Below are 17,824 nucleotides of genomic sequence, written 5' to 3' on the forward strand. Positions count from 1 at the left end.
AACGTTATTTCTGCTAATACATTAAAAACATTTCAAATTAATATTAGCTTTTTTAATAATATGATAATATAGAATAGGTTATCGCTAAATAATAGTGGATAGTCTATTTATTCTATTTATATTTGGGCAGCAAAAAAAACATGATAAATAATAACAACAATAATAATTTCAATAATCCTAATTACTAGGGTTGGAAGGTTGTTGTTTAAACATATATAAATAAAGCCTTCCTAAAATGGAAGGCTTTTTTATTAACATAAAAGATTAAAGACATGAGTAAAATTATGACAGTCGACATTTTGTCGAGTATTAAAGGCGCAGAACCGTCTGAAGCGGTAAGCAAATTATTTGATGTAATTAAAAATGCGCATCCTACAAATAATAATGCAGCCAATAATACTAATAAAAATGCAGTGTCTTTAAACGATTTAAGAGACGATATTATTATAGAAAGCTCTGCAATAGAAAAACAAATTATTAAAGAAAACTTCCCTAACGAAAAGAATGGTTTTCTAGTAGTATCTAAAGTTATAGAAGAATAATATGGATTCTCAAATAAAACACATACACCAGCAATTGGTAAATAAGGAAATAACTTGTACTGCTTTAGTACAAGACCGATTAAACCTATTAAAACAAAACACACATAATACCGTAAATACCTTACTAGATACTTTAGCACTAGAACTTGCTGCAAAGGTAGATGCTAAAATAGCAAACGGAGAAACTATTGGTTTACTAGAAGGTATCCCTTTTGGTATTAAAGATGTGTATATGGTACAAGGTACAACTACAACCGCTAGTTCTAACTTATTAAAAAATTACAAATCTGCTTACACAGCCACTGCTATTCAAAAATTATTAGATGCTGGGGCAATTCCCTTAGTTAAAGAAAATTGTGATAGTTTTGGGCATGGCTCTTCTAGTGAAAACACCATTTTTGGTGCAGTTAAAAATGCTATAAACCCCGATTTAGTTGGTGGTGGGTCTAGTGGAGGTTCTGCTGTAAATGTTGCAAAAAATTATACTGTATTCTCTATTGGAGGAGATACTGGTGGTTCTGTTCGCCAACCTGCAGGGTACAATAATATATATGGTTTAAAACCAACTTATGGTCGCATTTCGCGTTACGGATTAATGGCTTACGCCTCGTCTACAGATTGTGTTGGCCCGTTAGCCAAGTCTATAGAAGATGTTAGAATTGTACTAAATATAATGAGTGGTAAAGATGTTAAAGACCAAACCACTTATGCTTCGGCAGAAATAAACGAAGCTTCAATTTTAAATACCGAAGGCATAAAAACCATTGGATACTTTAAAAACTTTATAGATAATGATGCTATTGATGCTCAGGTAAAATTGGATTTCTTAGCGTCTATAGAAAAAATAAAAGCAAAAGGCATAGAGGTAAAAGCGCTAGATTTTTTCGAATCTAACACACTAGTGTCTACATACTACACATTGGCCATGGCCGAAACAGCCTCTAACCTATCGCGTTTAGATGGTACAAATTACGGTAATCGTATAGAGTCTGGTAGTTTAAAAGAAACATACTCGGTAACACGATCGGAAAACTTTTCGGAAGAAACAAAACGCAGAATTGTTGGAGGAAACCAAGTACTATCTCAAGGATTCTCTGATGCTATTTACCTTAAAGGTTTAGCACTTAGAGATCAAATTTCGGCTAATTTTGAAAACGATTTTAACGAAGTAGATATTATACTTTCTCCTGTTACACCAAGCACACCACCAAAAATTGGAGATAGTTTAAAAGATCCGCATGCCATGTATTTAAGCGATGCTTACACGGTTGGTTTTAGTTTAGGACAATTACCTACACTTACCATACCACAGGGAACAGCTACTGGCTTGCAAATTAGTGCTGCAAAAAATAATGATGAACTTGTTTTGAAGTTTGCTAACTTCTTAAAAGACACAATATAAATGGAATTAGAACAATTAAACGACGCTTTAAAAGCTAACGACTTAGAATTGGTAATCGGGCTAGAAACTCACGTACGATTAAATACTAAAACCAAATTATTCTGTTCTTGTCCTAACCAAGAGATAGACACACCAAACGAAAATATTTGCTCTGTTTGTACAGGGCAAATGGGTGTTTTACCTGCCATTAACAAAGAGGCTATTAATAAGGCCATTTACTTTGGTAAAGCTGTAAAATCTACCTTTAAAAACGAGGTTATTTCTTGGGACCGTAAACATTACGAATATCCAGACAACCCCAAAAACATACAAATTACGCAGTTTCATAACCCTGTAATTCCAGACGGACAAGTGTCTTGCTACCGTAACGATGGGTCGCAATTTACTGTAGAGCTAACTCAAGTACATATAGAGGAAGATGCTGCTAAATTAATGCACGAAAAGAAAACCTCGCTAGTAGATTTTAATAAAGCTGGTGTACCATTAATAGAAATAGTTACAGAACCTTGCGTGCGTAATATCGAAGATGCATCAACATATGCACAATATATACAACGTATTGTACAAAACTTAAAAATTTCTGAAGCTAATCTTGAAAAAGGGGAGTTTAAATCGGATGTTTCTGTTTCACTTCGTAAAATTGGAAGTAACGCTTTAAACCCACGTACAGAAATTAAAAACTTAAACTCGTTTAAGTTTATGGTCGATGCTTTAAAAGAAGAAATTGAAAAACAATTAAACTATTTTTTAGAGCATAAAGAGTTTAGACCAGACCAAACTACAGTTTTATGGGATGCCGAGTTAAAGCAAACCAAAACCATGCGTAAAAAGGAATTTGAGGCAGATTACCGTTTTATATCTGAACCAGATTTACCTTTTGTTGCCATAAAAGAGGTTATAGAATCTATAGATGTCGATTTAAGCACATTGCCTTTCGCAGTAGAGTCTATTTTAATTGAAGGTGGTGTTTTACCGCAAGATGCCAAATTTTTTACAGCAGATGCCTTAAGGTCGGAAACCTTTGTTACCATAAACAACAAAATTCAAGACCCGTCGTTTGTTGCTAAAACCCTAACAAACAATATTAAAGCAGAACAATATACTAGTATTGAAAACATTGAGAATTTAACCACTATTTTCTCTTTACTTAAAGATGATAAAGTAACTGTTGTTTTAGCTCAAAATGCTATTAAATCGTTACTAGAAGATGCTTCATTTAACTTTAAGGCTTATTTTGAAGCTAATACTATTTCAACATCTCAAATTGAAGATGCTATTAAAAAAGTAATTTCAGAAAACGAAGCTGTAGCCAACGATATTAAAAACGGTAACCAAGGAAAAGCAGGTATACTTGTTGGAAAAGTTATCGCTATTATTGGCAAAGGTGCTTCTGGAAAAGTGATTCGTCAAGGAATAATTGATGCGGTTGCTGGAGGCAATGGTGTTGAAAACGGGAAAACTATTGAAACAAACAACACATCCCCAAAAGCTAACAACCAAGAGCAAAAAGCTAATGAAGAAGAAGTGCTTCCTGAGATTCCTTTAATTATTAAAGACGAATATAGAACACATAAAATTTCTGATTTATCTGAAGCATCAATTTCCGAAACTGTTACGCTTGCCGGTTGGGTATCTAGTGTTCGCGATCATGGTGAATTAATGTTTATAGATTTACGCGATTCTAGTAACGAGATTTTTCAAGTACGTTTAAGTAGAGAGTCTTTTGCAAATCTAGACGATCTTGTAAAACTAAAACCAGAATCTGTAATTACAGTTACAGGAAGGGTTGTGCAACGAAAAGAAGACGATTACAATGCATCTTTAAGAGCAGGAACTATAGAGTTAGAAACATCTAACTTAGATATTTTAAACCTATCTAAAACCTTGCCTTTCGAAATAAAAAGAGCTACAAAAACAAACGAATCTGTTCGTTTTCAATATAAATACTTAGACCATAGAAATGACGATGTACGTCGTGCCATGATTAATCGCCATAAAGTGATTAAATTAATGCGTGACATTTTAGACGATCAAGACTTTATAGAAGTAGAAACCCCAATATTAACAGCGGGAACCGATGAAGGCGCTAGAGAGTTTATTGTACCTACACGTAAAAAAGCGGGATCATTCTATACACTGCCACAAGCACCTCAACAATTCAAACAAATTTTAATGGTGTCTGGATACGAAAAGTATTTCCAAATAGCACGTTGTTTTAGAGATGAAGATTCTCGTGGCGATCGCCAACCAGAATTTACACAATTAGATATTGAAATGGCTTACGCCAGCATGCAGCAAATTATAGACTTAAACACTAAGATGTTTAATAATATTGTTTCCAAAATATACGGTAAAAAATGGATTTTACACCCATTTGAAGTAATTACCTATAAAGATGCTATGGATAAATATGGTTGCGACAGGCCAGATTTACGTTTTGGTTTACAAATGCAAGATATTACAGAAATTGTAAAAGAAACAACCTTTCAAGTTTTTAGTAAACCTATTGAAGATGGTGGTATTGTAAAATGCATTAAAGTTTCGAAAGCAGAACAAGGTAATAAGCGTTTATCTAAAGGACAAATAGAAAAACTTACAGGCACAGCACAACAAAATGGCCTAGGTGGTTTAGCATATATTATTGTTAATGAAAACGATTTACAATCGCCAATTATTAAATTTTTAGGTGAAGAAATAGCTGCAGGAATTATTAAAGCTACAAATGCGCAAATAGGCGACATTGTATTCTTTTCTGCTGCCGATTATGAAACTGCTAATAAAGCTTTAGATGCTGTTCGACAAGAATTGGGAGCTATGTTACGTTTAATTAATCCTAAAGAATTAAGACCTGCATGGGTTATAGATTTCCCTATGTTCGAAAAAACAGACGAAGGGCGTTGGACATTTACACACAACCCATTTTCGATGCCTGCAACCTACGATATTAATAAACATATGGATGGTAAGGAAGACGAAATTGGAAGTATTATTGCCCAACAATACGATTTAATTTTGAATGGTTACGAAATTGGAGGTGGTTCTGTGCGTGCGCATAAACCAGAAATTTTAGAAGCTACCTACAAAAACATGGGATACAACAAAGCCGAAATGTTAAAAAGTGTTGGCACCATGTATGAAGCATTTCATTATGGCGCGCCTCCGCATGGTGGAATTGCTTGGGGTGTGGATAGGTTAATGATGATTTTAGAGAAAAAAGCATCTATTAGAGAAGTTATGGCTTTCCCAAAAACAGGAACAAGTGAAGACTTATTATTTGGCTCTCCATCGCCTCTATCAGACAAGAAAGTTGAAGAAATGAATGTGAGGGTGATGCGTAAATAAGCACCCTTTACTTTATTATAAAAACTAAAAGCTTCAGGAAATTACCCTGAAGCTTTTTTTTATCAATCAATATTAAAAACTTATTTCGACTTTCTAATAATTAATATCTCATCGTTAGAGAATTCCATCCAAGCAAAATCATAAACATAGTAATACACTTTACCTTTGCTATTTATGTGCTGATGTGTATGGTATTTAAATGTAAAATTCTTTTTTTCTAACATCATTCGCTCTACAGTAACTTGCACTTTGTTTTTACCCAAAACCTCTAAAAGAATACTTCGGTTTCTATGCAAAATAGAATCAATTTTCTCCACCTCTATCGCTGTTACTTTACGTAAGTTTACATGATAAAAGTTCTTGCATTTAACAGAGCAGAATAACTTATCTCTTCTTCCAACTAATTGCTTACTGCAAATTTTACATTTCATTTTATATCACATTAATTTATTAAAACAAGACTTATCAAACATACAAAACACTAGCTTACAAGTCATTAAAAATAGTCGTTTCTAACGGTTAAAATACCACTATTTTTACTACAGTATTTATAAAACGACTCTTTTTTACTACTTTTAATATTATTGGATTTTAATAAAAAAACCTACAAATGCAAGCCACTATATATCAACCTCTTAAAACTGCTAAGCGTATTAAAATATTTATTCCTTTTGAAAATATTAACCTGAGAATAGCGGTAAAAAAAATAGATAGTAGCTTTTGGCATCCTCACCAAAAATTATGGTCGGTTATAAATACAGACGAAAACTACAAAACCCTAAAAAGTATTTGCAAAGGCAATTACATTATTAAGAAAGATGTAAAATTTTCTCCAGTACCTAGTGTAACCTTAACTCAAAATGCTCTAGATGCCTTATATAATTTAGAAAAAGCTTTAGTATTAAAGCAGTACAGCGCTTCTAGTATTAACGTTTACAAAAAAATGTTTACCGTTTTTTTAGGAAAATTTATGCAAAGAAACTTAAGAGAAGTGAGCAAGGAAGAAATAGAAGGTTTTGTATACGAGCTAATAAAAAAGAGTAAAATTAGCGAAAGTTACCAAAACCAACTTATTAATGCCATTAAAGCTTATTACGAGCACGCCCTAAAAATGCCAAGAGAATATTATGATATTCAGCGTCCAAAAAAAACACGTAATATACCTAACGTATTAAGCAAAGAAGAGGTTTTAAACATTATTCAAGCTCCAACAAACATAAAACACAAAGCTATTTTATATACCATATACAGTTCTGGATTACGAATTTCTGAGCTTATAAACTTACGAATAGCAGACGTACACTCTAATGATGGATATCTTTTTATAAAAGATAGTAAGGGTAAAAAAGACAGAAAAACTATTTTATCCCAACAGTTAATATTACTACTAAGAGCATATTATAAAGCATATAAACCAGCATATTGGCTATTTGAAGGGCAACAAGGTGGTAAATATAGCACAACAAGTATACGATCTATATTTAGAAAGGCAGTTAAAGACACCAATTCGAATCCGTGGGCAACAGTACATACACTTCGACATTCATTTGCAACACATTGCATAGAAAACAATATAAGTATGCGCCATATACAGAACATGCTCGGGCACAACTCGCCAAAAACTACCGAAATATATACTAAAACAATAGAAATAAATAATAAAACTATAAAAAGTCCTTTGGATGATTTGTTGAATAATAGTACATTGCATCTATAAACGATATAACTGCTATTGAATATGAAAAATGGTGGTTATACAATTGTTACCAGCAAGCAAAACACAACAAAAAGTGACTGCCAAAATATATTCACAGAAGTTTTTAATAGGAACAGCCGAATTAATTATCGGAGATAAATCTATGGGAGCTGTTTATGGAAATTTTGAACCTAATGAATTGTATTTTGAAAAGATACAAAAGCACGTTTGGAAATTTTGGAAATCAAACAAACCTGATTATGAAAAATGGTATTCATTAAGATTTAATGTAAAACTGGAAAATGGAATATTCTTATCTCCACAAGGAGGCTACACTTTCGACGATATTGAAGATTTGAAAAATGAAACAATAAGAATTGACATAGCTGGAATTGATTGTCAAATTATAGAAGATAATTTCTTATCAGAATCCACTAAACCTTTTGTTGAAGAACCTTGGAGTGAAATTGACATAAAACAAAAAATAGCTTTTGAAGATGAATTAGTTAAAGAACTCGGAAATAATAAAAAAACTCTATTTAATATTTTTAAGAGAACAACTAAGGAGCATATACAGACAGGAACAGAATTTTCTGCATTTTGCCACGACCAGAGAAACGATGATGTTTTATTTGAAATTCAGAATTCTGACAGAGATTATAAGTTTGTTTTAGTACACTTAACTTGGATTGGAAAAAAGGAACAACAAGGATATCCTAAAATGGAATATTTTAAAGATTATAATGAGTTTGTAACTTCGAGAATGATACCTGATAAAATAGATTGGGAGATTTGAAATATGAAAGCCAGCTGGTAACACGGTGTATAAAACATAGCTAATAAGTGCTTAACCGAAAGGTTTGTGTATATTTATTAAGTCCGCCAAATTTTTAATTTGGCTTTTAAAAAATGAGAAATTAAAAACAAAATATAAAAATTCGGCTCTGTGTTAATCCGAAAAGTTAGTGTCTTTTTACACGCTACGTTTCATACACAAGTCCGTTGGCATTCATTGGCGGAACGCACTCAGAATGGAAAAATTATGATTAAAAGAAATTTTTCAATGATTTTAGTTATCATAGCTATGATATTAAATATCTTGAATTTTGGTTATTCAAATATCAGTATCGAATCATTTGATTTTTGGCTATCTTTTTGTGCTACAATTGTACTTATTGGAGCTATTGTGAAAATAATTATTAATGAAAATAAAGAAAAGAAAAAATCGATATCTGACTAAATAAGGAATAATTTTATGTTGGAATTTTAGCTTGTTTGCGGAATCGAAAACTGAATTGAAAACCAAATCTCGAACTGAATACGGAATTTAGCAAGTTGCGGAATTATTCACTCAATTGGAATTGAAAAATTTTGCGGGATAAAAACAAAACGAATAATGACAAAAAAATATTTCATCTATTTCATAATCATCGCAGGCATTGTACTTATGATTTACAACATTTCCGAACTTGATTTTGATAATCTTAAAAAAGGACCTTTTGCTGGAGTTGTATCAAATATCCTTTTAATTTTGGCAATGTTACTAACAATAAGAGATATTAAGAAAAAAGAACAGGAAAATAAATAACCTGAATAAAAACAACGAAATGCCAACACCGTATAAAATTAATTGCTGGTTTTAGCCTACTTACGAAAGTCCTCACGGACTTTCTATTTGGTTTTTATTTGCTATCTTTAGTGCTTAATCAACGCAACTAATCTTATACAATTCCGTTGTGCGTCAGCTGAAAACAATCTCACGATAAAAAAGAAAATGAACCAAATTTTTGCAATACTAATTTTATCATTGACACTTTTTGCTTGTAATGGGCAACAAAATTCCAACTTGACAAATCTAGAGAGTGGTTTTTCTCTTATTCAAGACACAATTTCAATAAGTGTAAATGGCAGAATGACTCACGCATTAGAATATAGGGACAAATATTATGTGCTTTTTGAACAACGATTAATGAAATATGGTGGCTACGGAAAAAGATGGCTTTATATTTTTTCAAATAATCAATTAGAAAAAGTGATTGACTGCCCCGAAGAAATGAGAACAGTCTACTTGGATTTTTATGTACAAAACGATAGCATTATTTTGAAGCCGTATATGGACAAGCAAAGCTATTATCTTGATACTACAAACTTAAATTGGAACAAGATTGACAAAACGGACGACTTAGTATGGGAAGATTCAGACTTTTATGTCTACTCTTTAGACTTTGGTGAATGGGGTGGAAAAACGTGGTTTAAAGACAAGAAAACAGACAGTCAATATGTTTTGGAATCCACAACACCATTGATAAACAAAATCGACAGCACTTATTATTTGACTAATTCCTTTAAAGTTCTGAGAATCAATAACCCTAAGAAGCTAACAAAATGCGATAATGATGTGACTTATGAAAACATAGAGAAGACAGGTAAGAACTACTCTTGGTACAGTGAATCAAAAGGCTATGAAGTGATTTATGAAGATGAGAATGCAGACTATTTTGATTTTTCATATCAGCCTAGCATTGTCAGTTCCTTTGTTTATAATGATGAACTTCTACATATTTTTGAAACAGACACAGCTTCGTATCTCTCACGGATAGTGAATAACAAAATACAGCCTTTTGAGAAGATATTTGATAATGTAAAATTTTTCAATTGGCACTTCTCTTATCGTTGTAAAAACTTTAATAGCTCTAATGAATTGCTCAAATTCAAAACATCGAATGACCAAATTTATGGTCTGACAACAATTAAGGGTAACAAGATTTATGCAACCTTTTTAGTGAATGACTTTGAATTAAAACCGAAAACATTAGGAAAAGAAAGGTCAAACGAAATTTTTGAAAATAGACTAAAAACAATCCTTGTTGATTTTTCAAAACTGCCACTTACCAAAGTGGAGTCGAAAGAAAAGGAATGGAAAACTTTTGACATTACACCAAATCACAAAATTGGAATTGGAGACAGTTGGAACCCTAAGAATTATGATATCGACATTAACAAATCTTACCTTGTTGTAGAAGATTCGATTATCTCAAACTCAATTATGTATTATGCTACTAAAAAGACTGATTTAGTTAGAGCCATAACAATTAATTGGGAAAAAACACAGACCGATAGAATTGAATTTGGAAATGATAAGTCGGAAAGTGAAGTTTTTTTGACAAGATTTAATGAGCTTGTATTGATTCTAACTAATGAACTAGGCGAACCCAATTCGATAGTTAAAGAAAAGAAAAATCAATCATTTGTTTGGACAACAGAGAACAATATAAATGTTGAAATTAAGCTATCGAGACAGGACAACTATAATAACATTAGAATGGTGGTATATGAGAGAAAATGAAAAAGCCGAACGCACAACAACGGCTATACGTAATGCGGGTTTTGGTGCTAAATTGAAAGTGAATGAATATTAACAAACATATCGGTAAACTGAAAGTGAAGTGCATATTAATCCCGCACTACGCATAGCCAAACCGTTACCCAACATTTGAAAACTGATGTACGAAAAAACAAAATATATAATTCTGATTTTATTTTTGATTGGAACAATGCTCTTTTCATATGACTGCTTTCAAAACTTTAGTGGAAATAAAATTTGGGGAATTTCTGAATTGAGAATAACAGCATCCATATTCATTATTATTCTAATAACTATCTATTTCTTTTTACCAAAGAAATTTAAACAAACTCAGAATAAACTAACAATTGGAATTATTGTAATAACATTGTTTTTATTGAGCTTTAATATCAATCCAGTATTGAAATACTATAGAGAATTTCGTTTTGAAAAAATTATGACCGAATATAAAAATACGGATTGTGAAAAAATGAGTTTGAAATTTGATTCGGATATTGAAAAAAATAGATTAAAACTATTTATAAGTGGTGGATTGTATAATACGGAAGTTGCTAAAAAACACGAAATTGAAATTTTTAATAATGGTACTTATGATTTAATTATAGGGGTTGGAAAAAATCTTAATTGCTATAATGATTTAGTGGAGGAATATTTTTTAACAGAATTTGCAGTTGATTTAAAAGCGGAATTATATAAAAATATTACAACTGAAAATATGAATTAAAAACGTTGGGTAACACCGTATATAATTTATTGCTAGTTCTAGCCTACTTACGAAAATCCTCGCGGATTTTCTATTCGGTTTGTATTTGCTAAATTAGGTGTTTAAACACGCAACAAATCATATACAAACACGTTACCCAACATTAGAAAAAAATGAAGTTACCTGAAAAAATCAATGAAGTTTCAATAAATCCAGAAATAGAAATTGGAGTTTATCCACCAAACGGATTTTTACAATTTAATGAAGCTAATTTAGGAAACGGAGATTATTTTGGTTTTTATTGGGAATTTGGAAAAGAAAACCAAGAACCAATTATTTGTGAAATGATTCACGATGAAGGAATTATTGTTCCAAGATTTTCAAACTTGAATAAATTTCTGGAATGGTATGAATTGAATGACTTTGATTGGGGAGAAGAAGAAATTGATGATGAAAAATTCTACGACTTTTACTCAAAAAAAGGGAATGAATATTTGAAACAAAACAATCCTGAAAAAGCCATCGAATATTATAAGCAAAGCACAGAAAGTTTTGGAGAAATTAGTGAGAATTGGTTCAAACTTGCATCACAACAGAAAAGAATCGGAAATGAATTAGAATTTCAAAAAAGTATAATTAAATCTATTTTTTCAAATTGGGCAATTGAATTTCCTTCTCAAAATGCTATAAGAATGTTTAAAACTTTAAATCCTGTTGAGGAATTAGAAAATCATCCTTTATTAAAATACAGAGAAAATCTTGAATTTAGTTTTGGAGGCAAAAAAGAAAATAAAGACTACGAAATAATTACTCAAATCATCAAAGAACTTTACGAAATTGGAGACACAAAAAATGCACTATTAATGGAACAGAATTATGCATTAATGATGTATTGGGAAACATCATCTTTTCAAGAGCGAAACAACTTTGACATTACAAAATGGAAAAATGAATTTAAACAAAAAACTAAAGGCAGGATAAATAACGTTGGGTAACACCGTATATAATTTATTGCTGGCTTCTCTCCTTCTTACGAAAGTCCTCGCGGACTTTCTTGGTCGGTAAATATTTACTAAATTAGTTGCTTGAAACACGCAACAAACCATATACAACAACGTTACCTACAATTTATGAAAACAACGAAACTTATTATTTATATTACATTAATTTTGACTTTAACTAATTGTAAAAACGAAACAAAAGTTGAAATCAAAACTAAACCTGAACAAACCAAAATAATAGATTCTACTCTGAATGTAAAGGCTATAAATAAACAAGCTAAAATAAATATTCCCAAAAATGTTGACTCAGAATTTGAAATCTTTATTAAAATTTTTAATACAGATTCGATTTTTCAAATCAGTCGTGTTAAATTCCCACTCAACTCAACTGAAATAAATTATGATAATTATGAAACTATTGAAAAAACAATAAATCTTGATAATTATGAAATAATTGACTTGACAATCGACCCAACTTCTGAAACAAAAGAATATGATAAATACACACAAAAGACTATTTTAACAGAGTCTAAAGCTATAATTGAATTTCGTGGAATTGACAATGGAATCAATTGCGAATATGAGTTTGAAAAAATAGAAGGAAAATGGAATTTAACTTCTTGGAAAAATTTATCAACATAAAAAACTGTAGGTAACATTGTATAAAAATAATCGCTTGGTCTTTGTGTACTCGGAAAATCCTGCGGATTTTCCTCTGGCTAGTTTTTGTTTGCTAATTTAGTAACTTAACCACGCAACTATTCTTATACCAACCGTTAGGCAAAATTAAAAACCAACGACAATGACAAGAATTTACAGAAGTTATTCAGAACCTGATAGAGAAAATCTGACTTGGGAAGAAACTTGGAGACAAGAAGACAAAGGCTTGATAAAAAATTATGAAGTTGGTAGAGCATTAGCAATAAAAGAACCTGAATTAGCAGAAAAAGCGAAAAGAGGAGAATTGCCAGTTCTTGGATATAAAGGCGGAGTTGATAAAGCTTTAAAGAAAAAAGAAAAAATTGGAGCATTGAATTACATCGCTAAATGGCAAGCACTTCGAGGAGAAGATTTGAATATTGATATGAATGAGGAATTGGTTTTGACTTGTACAAAAACAAAAATGATAGTAACATTTACAATGGATTTAGAAAAATTAAAAAATGCTAACTAATGGACTTTTTAGCTATTGACGTTGAAACTGCGAACTCTGATATGGCATCAATTTGTCAAATTGGATTTGTGATTTATGAAAATGGTCAAATAAAGAAAGAATGGTCGAGTTTGATAAATCCAGAAGATTATTTTGACTTTTGGAATGAGTCAATACACAACATTACCGAAGATGATGTAATTGAAAGCCCAAAATTTCCTGAAATATATGAGGTACTTAAACAAAATTTAGAAAATTACGTTTGTGTTTGTCATACTCATTTTGACAGAGTTTCAATAAATAGAACTTGTGACAAATATGGACTTCCTGCAATCCAAAATAATTGGATAGATACAGCAAAAGTTGCTCGAAGATGTTGGAATGAATTTGCATATAAAGGTTATGGACTTGCTAATGTTTGTGAAAAATTAGGCTATTCATTCAATCATCACGATGCTTTGGAAGATGCAAAAGCTTCAGCTCATATTTTAATTTCTGCAATTAAAGAAGAAAATAACACAATTGACGAATGGATAATAAGAGTTAATAATCCTATTTTAGCTAATGCAAAAACTTACAGTAAATCTGTTTCAAAAGAGGGAAATCCTGATGGGAATTTATACGGAGAAGTTCTAGTTTTTACAGGTTCATTACAAATTCCGAGAAGAGAAGCTTCTGTGCTCGCATCTGAAATTGGTTGCAATGTTGTAAACAGCGTAACGAAAAAAACAACACTTTTAATTGTAGGAGACCAAGATATTAGCAAACTTTCAGGGAAAAAGAAAAGTTCTAAACATTTAAAAGCAGAAGAATTGAAAATAAAAGGACAAAATTTACGAATATTAAAAGAATCTGATTTTGTTGCATTATATGAATCGAATAAAGAATAAATAACTTTGCCTAACACCGTATATAATTTATTGCTAGTTCTAGCCTACTTACGAAAATCCTCTCGGATTTTCTATTCGGTTTTTATTTGCTAACTTTAGTGCTTAAACCACGCAACAAACCATATACAAACACGTTGGCAACCATTTGAAAAAAACCTATGAATACTAAAGAAGGAGATATTTTTATTACAAAACTTGAACGTGATTTTTACGGAGCGTTTAAGATTATTAAAAAAGGCAAATCGTTTTTTAGTGAAAAAGATGGAGATTTATTAATGATTGCTGTCTTAAATTATATTGACAAAGAAAAACCTAAAATTTCTGATAAAAGATTAAACAAAGTACTTTGTTGTGATAGATTCTTTTGTTCTAATGAGTATTGTATTAACTTTTTTACTGACAATCCGAAATATAATAGACTGAACGAATATGAATATTTGGGAAATAATCCAATAACAAGTTTTGAAAAGGAAATAGAATTCAAGTTAGGAGATGGACGAAGCGGAAAAAAAGGTGGTTTTCCTCTTTCTGGAGTTATTGAACCTCACATTGTGAATAATGCATTTTTGGAGTGGCGTTGGAATAATGAAAAAGAGGAATTTCAAAAAGAAGTCGAAATCCAAAATGAAAAATCACGAATTGCAAGAGAGGAATATCGAAAACGTTCAATGAAACCTAAAAAAATGTTGGAAGACAATTTATTTTGGGAAGTAATTAATAAAATAGATTGGAAAAAAGAAGAAGATGAAGATAGAATGAAACCAGCTATTGAATTTTTAAGTAAAAAAAAGGTTTCTGAAATTAAACAATTTCAAGAAAGTTTGAGTTATAAACTTTATCAATTAGACACGAAAGAACACGCAAAGAATATTGGAGAAAATTTTTACAAAAATGAAGAAACTCACTTTTCAGTTGACTATTTTTTATATGTTCGTTGTTGTGTAATTGCAAATGGTAAATCTGTTTTTGAAAGTGCTTTAAAAAACCCTAAAGAAATGCCTAAAAACATAGATTTTGAAGCATTATTATATTTAGCAGAAGAAGCATACGAAAAACGAATGAATAAAGAATTAGAATACGAAACTGGATGCGATTATGAAACATTTTCAAATATTAAAGGTTGGAAATAAAAATCGGTTGCCAACACCGTATATAATTTATTGCTAGTCCTAGCCTACTTACGAAAATCATCGCGGATTTTCTATTCGGTTTGTATTTGCTAAATTAGGTGCTTAAAACACGCAACAAACCATATACAAACACGTTGGGCATAATTAAAAAACAGAACTAAAATGAATGAAATAAATATTGAACAACCATTATTATTTGATTTTGACGATGAAACGGAAAATGAATCAATTGATTTTAGATATGTTATAACTAGTTATGGTGCTGACTACCCTGTAGATAGTTTAATGAAAAGAATTCAAGATAAAGTTATTTTCATACCTCCATTTCAAAGACAATTTGTATGGAGTATTAATGAAGCTTCAAAGTTTATCGAATCTTTGATATTAGGCTTACCTGTTCCTGGTATTTTCCTCTCAAAAGAAAAAGATACAAATAGACTGCTTGTTGTTGATGGTCAACAAAGGTTAATGAGTCTTTATTATTTTTACAAAGGTTACTTTCAAAGTACTCCTTTTAAATTACAAAATGTTCAAGAAGACTTATTAGGTCGCTCTTATGCAACACTTAAAACGTCTGACAGATTAAGGCTTGACGATTCTATCATTCACGCAACTGTAGTTAGACAAGATGAGCCAGATGACAGTGAAAGTAGCGTTTATCAAATATTTGAACGATTGAATTCTGGAGGTCGAGCTTTAAAACCACAAGAAATTAGAGCTTGTATATATTATGGAGAGTTTAATGAACTTTTAAGTGAACTTGTCAAATTTCAAAATTGGAGAGCTATTTTTGGAAAAAAATCTGATATAAGATTAAAAGAACAAGAATTAATATTAAGATTTTTTTCATTGTTATATAATCGAGAAAATTATGAAAAACCTTTAAAAGGATTTTTAAATGCGTTTATGTCTGAACACCAACATTTGGAAAAGATACCAAAAGAAGAATTTGAAAGTACATTTAAAAATACATTCAGTTTTATAACTCAAACAGTAGGAACTAAACCATTTAGAATAAAAAGAAACTTAAATCTAGGTGCTTTTGATTCAATCGCTATTGGAGTAGCTGAAAGATTAAAGTCTGGAGAAATAAAAAATAAATCTGAATTTGTTGAAAAATATCAATTACTAACAGAAAACGAAGAATTTATATCAATTGTTCAAGGTGGAACATCTGATGAGAAAAATGTAATTGCTAGGATAAATATGGCAATCGATACTTTCAAAAATGTAGACTAATGGGTTTATATAAGCTTAATATCTTTGAAAGACAATTAGACAATCTATTTGCTCAAGTTTCTACAATCGATGAAGGAGAAGAAACAAAAGCCCATTTATCTAGATATTTATGTGTTAGAACATCTGGTTATCTAGAAAATGTAACAAGAATTTTAATTTCAAATTTTTGTGATGGAACTTCTCCACAACCAATTTCAAATTATATAGTTAAACGAACAAAATATATAACAAATTTAGACTTTAAACGGATTAAAAATTTATTATCAGAATTTAATACTGATTGGAGTGTGGAATTTGAAAATTCAATTACAGACCAACAAAAAAGTTCTATAAATTCAGTTGTATCAAATAGAAATAGCATTGCTCACGGAAATAATGATAGTATAACTTTCCGAGATATGTCTCAATACTATAATGATACGAAAGAAGTTTGCGAACTGTTAAAAAACATCATAAAAAAATAACTATGCCCAACAATGTATAACCGCAATTACGGCGGATTCGACTACGTCCGAATCCACTCGGAATTGCTAACGTCTGTGCTAAACCGAAAATAATCGCTAATTTAACCCGTAACTGACGGTTATACGAGACCGTTGTAGCCAATTTGACAAAATCGAGAATTTAAACAAAATGAAAGAATTAACTGAACTAATCAATTTAAATGAGCCTGGTTGGGATTTAGTCAATGAGTGGTTAAGTGAAGCGACTAATGAATATGAAATTTTACCGAAAAACGATAAACGGGCTGAAAGAGAATTGATAAATACTCAAGTGACTACACGCTCACCAATGGGAGCTATCATTTACGAAACAGGCGGAATTTTGATTAGTAATGGCTGGCTCAGAATTTTGGGTTCTGGAAGCGAAAAACTTGACAGAGGATTGAGCGAATGGAATAAAGGAAAAACTTTTGAAAATTATGGAGAACAACCTTCTCATCTATTAATAGCTGATGACATTATTGGAGGTTATTTTGCAATCAACGCAGGTGGAATTGGAACAGAAATCGGAAAAATATATTATTTACCACAAGACACACTCGAATGGGAATGTTTAGACATTGGATATTCGGACTTTTTATATTGGACATTAACTGGAGATTTATATAAATTTTATGAGCTATTCCGATGGGAGAATTGGGAAAGAGATATTCAAAAAGTAAATGGAAATCAAGTGTTTTCTTTCGTACCTTTTTTATGGACTAAGGAAGGGAAAGATATAGAAAAAGTCGATAGAAAACTAGTCCCAATTGAGGAAAATTATAGCTTGACACTTGAGTTAAAAAGGCAACTAAATGGATAATAAAAAACTGGCTACAACAATGGCTATAAGTAATTGCTTGTTCTCGTCTACTTTGGA

At 31.1% G+C, this 17,824-nt stretch carries 18 protein-coding genes; 17 read left to right on the forward strand and 1 reads right to left on the reverse strand.

Features of this window, described 5'->3' with window-relative positions:
• Window positions 1–284 precede the first annotated feature (284 nt).
• From ABD715_RS16400 to gatB/aspS, 3 genes are read left to right on the forward strand one after another with little or no spacing between them, the layout of a single operon-like run.
• Window positions 285–542, forward strand: coding sequence for a hypothetical protein (locus tag ABD715_RS16400; RefSeq protein ID WP_344789424.1), 258 nt, complete (start codon window positions 285–287; stop codon window positions 540–542).
• 1 nt (window position 543) lies between these two features.
• Window positions 544–1,944, forward strand: coding sequence for an amidase family protein (locus tag ABD715_RS16405; RefSeq protein WP_344789425.1), 1,401 nt, complete (start codon window positions 544–546; stop codon window positions 1,942–1,944).
• The gene (gatB/aspS, locus tag ABD715_RS16410) at window positions 1,945–5,286 is read left to right on the forward strand and encodes a bifunctional amidotransferase subunit GatB/aspartate--tRNA ligase AspS (RefSeq protein WP_344789426.1); all 3,342 of its coding nucleotides are present in this window, start codon (window positions 1,945–1,947) and stop codon (window positions 5,284–5,286) included.
• Window positions 5,287–5,366: 80 nt separating this feature from the next.
• On the opposite strand, the gene ABD715_RS16415 is transcribed toward gatB/aspS, so the two are convergent.
• Window positions 5,367–5,717, reverse strand: coding sequence for a hypothetical protein (locus ABD715_RS16415; protein ID WP_344789427.1), 351 nt, complete (start codon window positions 5,715–5,717; stop codon window positions 5,367–5,369).
• A gap of 179 nt (window positions 5,718–5,896) precedes the next feature.
• Here ABD715_RS16415 and ABD715_RS16420 point away from each other — a divergent pair, with 179 nt between their 5' ends.
• The 14 genes from ABD715_RS16420 (at window position 5,897) to ABD715_RS16485 (ending at window position 17,767) form a co-directional block, all read left to right on the forward strand.
• Window positions 5,897–7,003, forward strand: a complete 1,107-nt coding sequence (locus ABD715_RS16420; RefSeq protein WP_344789428.1) for a tyrosine-type recombinase/integrase — start codon at window positions 5,897–5,899, stop codon at window positions 7,001–7,003.
• Between the two features lie 28 nt (window positions 7,004–7,031).
• Complete coding sequence (locus ABD715_RS16425; RefSeq protein WP_344789429.1) at window positions 7,032–7,778, forward strand: hypothetical protein; 747 nt, start codon at window positions 7,032–7,034, stop codon at window positions 7,776–7,778.
• A gap of 246 nt (window positions 7,779–8,024) precedes the next feature.
• Complete coding sequence (locus tag ABD715_RS16430; RefSeq protein ID WP_344789430.1) at window positions 8,025–8,222, forward strand: hypothetical protein; 198 nt, start codon at window positions 8,025–8,027, stop codon at window positions 8,220–8,222.
• A gap of 156 nt (window positions 8,223–8,378) precedes the next feature.
• Window positions 8,379–8,570: a hypothetical protein gene (locus tag ABD715_RS16435; RefSeq protein WP_344789431.1), complete on the forward strand. Its 192-nt coding sequence runs from the start codon at window positions 8,379–8,381 to the stop codon at window positions 8,568–8,570.
• 186 nt (window positions 8,571–8,756) lie between these two features.
• On the forward strand, window positions 8,757–10,328 hold the full coding sequence (locus ABD715_RS16440) for a hypothetical protein (protein ID WP_344789432.1): 1,572 nt from the start codon (window positions 8,757–8,759) through the stop codon (window positions 10,326–10,328).
• Between the two features lie 157 nt (window positions 10,329–10,485).
• The gene (locus ABD715_RS16445; protein WP_344789433.1) at window positions 10,486–11,070 is read left to right on the forward strand and encodes a hypothetical protein; all 585 of its coding nucleotides are present in this window, start codon (window positions 10,486–10,488) and stop codon (window positions 11,068–11,070) included.
• A gap of 152 nt (window positions 11,071–11,222) precedes the next feature.
• Complete coding sequence (locus ABD715_RS16450; RefSeq protein WP_344789434.1) at window positions 11,223–12,044, forward strand: tetratricopeptide repeat protein; 822 nt, start codon at window positions 11,223–11,225, stop codon at window positions 12,042–12,044.
• A 135-nt stretch (window positions 12,045–12,179) separates the two neighbouring features.
• Window positions 12,180–12,692: a DUF4348 domain-containing protein gene (locus tag ABD715_RS16455; protein WP_344789435.1), complete on the forward strand. Its 513-nt coding sequence runs from the start codon at window positions 12,180–12,182 to the stop codon at window positions 12,690–12,692.
• A 160-nt stretch (window positions 12,693–12,852) separates the two neighbouring features.
• Entirely contained in the window at window positions 12,853–13,224 is a 372-nt protein-coding gene (locus ABD715_RS16460) for a hypothetical protein (protein WP_344789436.1), read from the forward strand.
• The gene (locus ABD715_RS16465) at window positions 13,224–14,093 is read left to right on the forward strand and encodes an exonuclease domain-containing protein (RefSeq protein ID WP_344789437.1); all 870 of its coding nucleotides are present in this window, start codon (window positions 13,224–13,226) and stop codon (window positions 14,091–14,093) included. The genes ABD715_RS16460 and ABD715_RS16465 overlap by 1 nt, the downstream gene beginning before the upstream one ends.
• Before the next feature lie 158 nt (window positions 14,094–14,251).
• Window positions 14,252–15,223, forward strand: a complete 972-nt coding sequence (locus ABD715_RS16470) for a DUF4240 domain-containing protein (RefSeq protein ID WP_344789438.1) — start codon at window positions 14,252–14,254, stop codon at window positions 15,221–15,223.
• 162 nt (window positions 15,224–15,385) lie between these two features.
• Window positions 15,386–16,462, forward strand: coding sequence for a GmrSD restriction endonuclease domain-containing protein (locus ABD715_RS16475; protein WP_344789439.1), 1,077 nt, complete (start codon window positions 15,386–15,388; stop codon window positions 16,460–16,462).
• The gene (locus ABD715_RS16480; protein ID WP_344789440.1) at window positions 16,462–16,926 is read left to right on the forward strand and encodes an MAE_28990/MAE_18760 family HEPN-like nuclease; all 465 of its coding nucleotides are present in this window, start codon (window positions 16,462–16,464) and stop codon (window positions 16,924–16,926) included. The genes ABD715_RS16475 and ABD715_RS16480 overlap by 1 nt, the downstream gene beginning before the upstream one ends.
• 169 nt (window positions 16,927–17,095) lie before the next feature.
• Window positions 17,096–17,767: a DUF2625 domain-containing protein gene (locus ABD715_RS16485; protein WP_344789441.1), complete on the forward strand. Its 672-nt coding sequence runs from the start codon at window positions 17,096–17,098 to the stop codon at window positions 17,765–17,767.
• Window positions 17,768–17,824 lie beyond the last annotated feature (57 nt).

It is taken from the genome of Postechiella marina (assembly GCF_039538365.1).
Classification (GTDB): domain Bacteria; phylum Bacteroidota; class Bacteroidia; order Flavobacteriales; family Flavobacteriaceae; genus Postechiella; species Postechiella marina.

Bases quoted from the DNA above. Each gene is read 5' to 3' on its own strand.
- ABD715_RS16480 (WP_344789440.1), top strand. From the start codon at position 16,462: ATGGGTTTATATAAGCTTAATATCTTTGAAAGACAATTAGACAATCTA.
- ABD715_RS16440 (WP_344789432.1), top strand. From the start codon at position 8,757: ATGAACCAAATTTTTGCAATACTAATTTTATCATTGACACTTTTTGCT.
- ABD715_RS16425 (WP_344789429.1), top strand. From the start codon at position 7,032: ATGGTGGTTATACAATTGTTACCAGCAAGCAAAACACAACAAAAAGTG.
- ABD715_RS16400 (WP_344789424.1), top strand. From the start codon at position 285: ATGACAGTCGACATTTTGTCGAGTATTAAAGGCGCAGAACCGTCTGAA.
- ABD715_RS16465 (WP_344789437.1), top strand. From the start codon at position 13,224: ATGGACTTTTTAGCTATTGACGTTGAAACTGCGAACTCTGATATGGCA.
- ABD715_RS16405 (WP_344789425.1), top strand. From the start codon at position 544: ATGGATTCTCAAATAAAACACATACACCAGCAATTGGTAAATAAGGAA.
- ABD715_RS16435 (WP_344789431.1), top strand. From the start codon at position 8,379: ATGACAAAAAAATATTTCATCTATTTCATAATCATCGCAGGCATTGTA.
- ABD715_RS16485 (WP_344789441.1), top strand. From the start codon at position 17,096: ATGAAAGAATTAACTGAACTAATCAATTTAAATGAGCCTGGTTGGGAT.
- ABD715_RS16460 (WP_344789436.1), top strand. From the start codon at position 12,853: ATGACAAGAATTTACAGAAGTTATTCAGAACCTGATAGAGAAAATCTG.
- ABD715_RS16470 (WP_344789438.1), top strand. From the start codon at position 14,252: ATGAATACTAAAGAAGGAGATATTTTTATTACAAAACTTGAACGTGAT.
- ABD715_RS16445 (WP_344789433.1), top strand. From the start codon at position 10,486: ATGTACGAAAAAACAAAATATATAATTCTGATTTTATTTTTGATTGGA.
- gatB/aspS (WP_344789426.1), top strand. From the start codon at position 1,945: ATGGAATTAGAACAATTAAACGACGCTTTAAAAGCTAACGACTTAGAA.
- ABD715_RS16455 (WP_344789435.1), top strand. From the start codon at position 12,180: ATGAAAACAACGAAACTTATTATTTATATTACATTAATTTTGACTTTA.
- ABD715_RS16450 (WP_344789434.1), top strand. From the start codon at position 11,223: ATGAAGTTACCTGAAAAAATCAATGAAGTTTCAATAAATCCAGAAATA.
- ABD715_RS16430 (WP_344789430.1), top strand. From the start codon at position 8,025: ATGATTAAAAGAAATTTTTCAATGATTTTAGTTATCATAGCTATGATA.
- ABD715_RS16415 (WP_344789427.1), bottom strand. From the start codon at position 5,717: ATGAAATGTAAAATTTGCAGTAAGCAATTAGTTGGAAGAAGAGATAAG.
- ABD715_RS16475 (WP_344789439.1), top strand. From the start codon at position 15,386: ATGAATGAAATAAATATTGAACAACCATTATTATTTGATTTTGACGAT.
- ABD715_RS16420 (WP_344789428.1), top strand. From the start codon at position 5,897: ATGCAAGCCACTATATATCAACCTCTTAAAACTGCTAAGCGTATTAAA.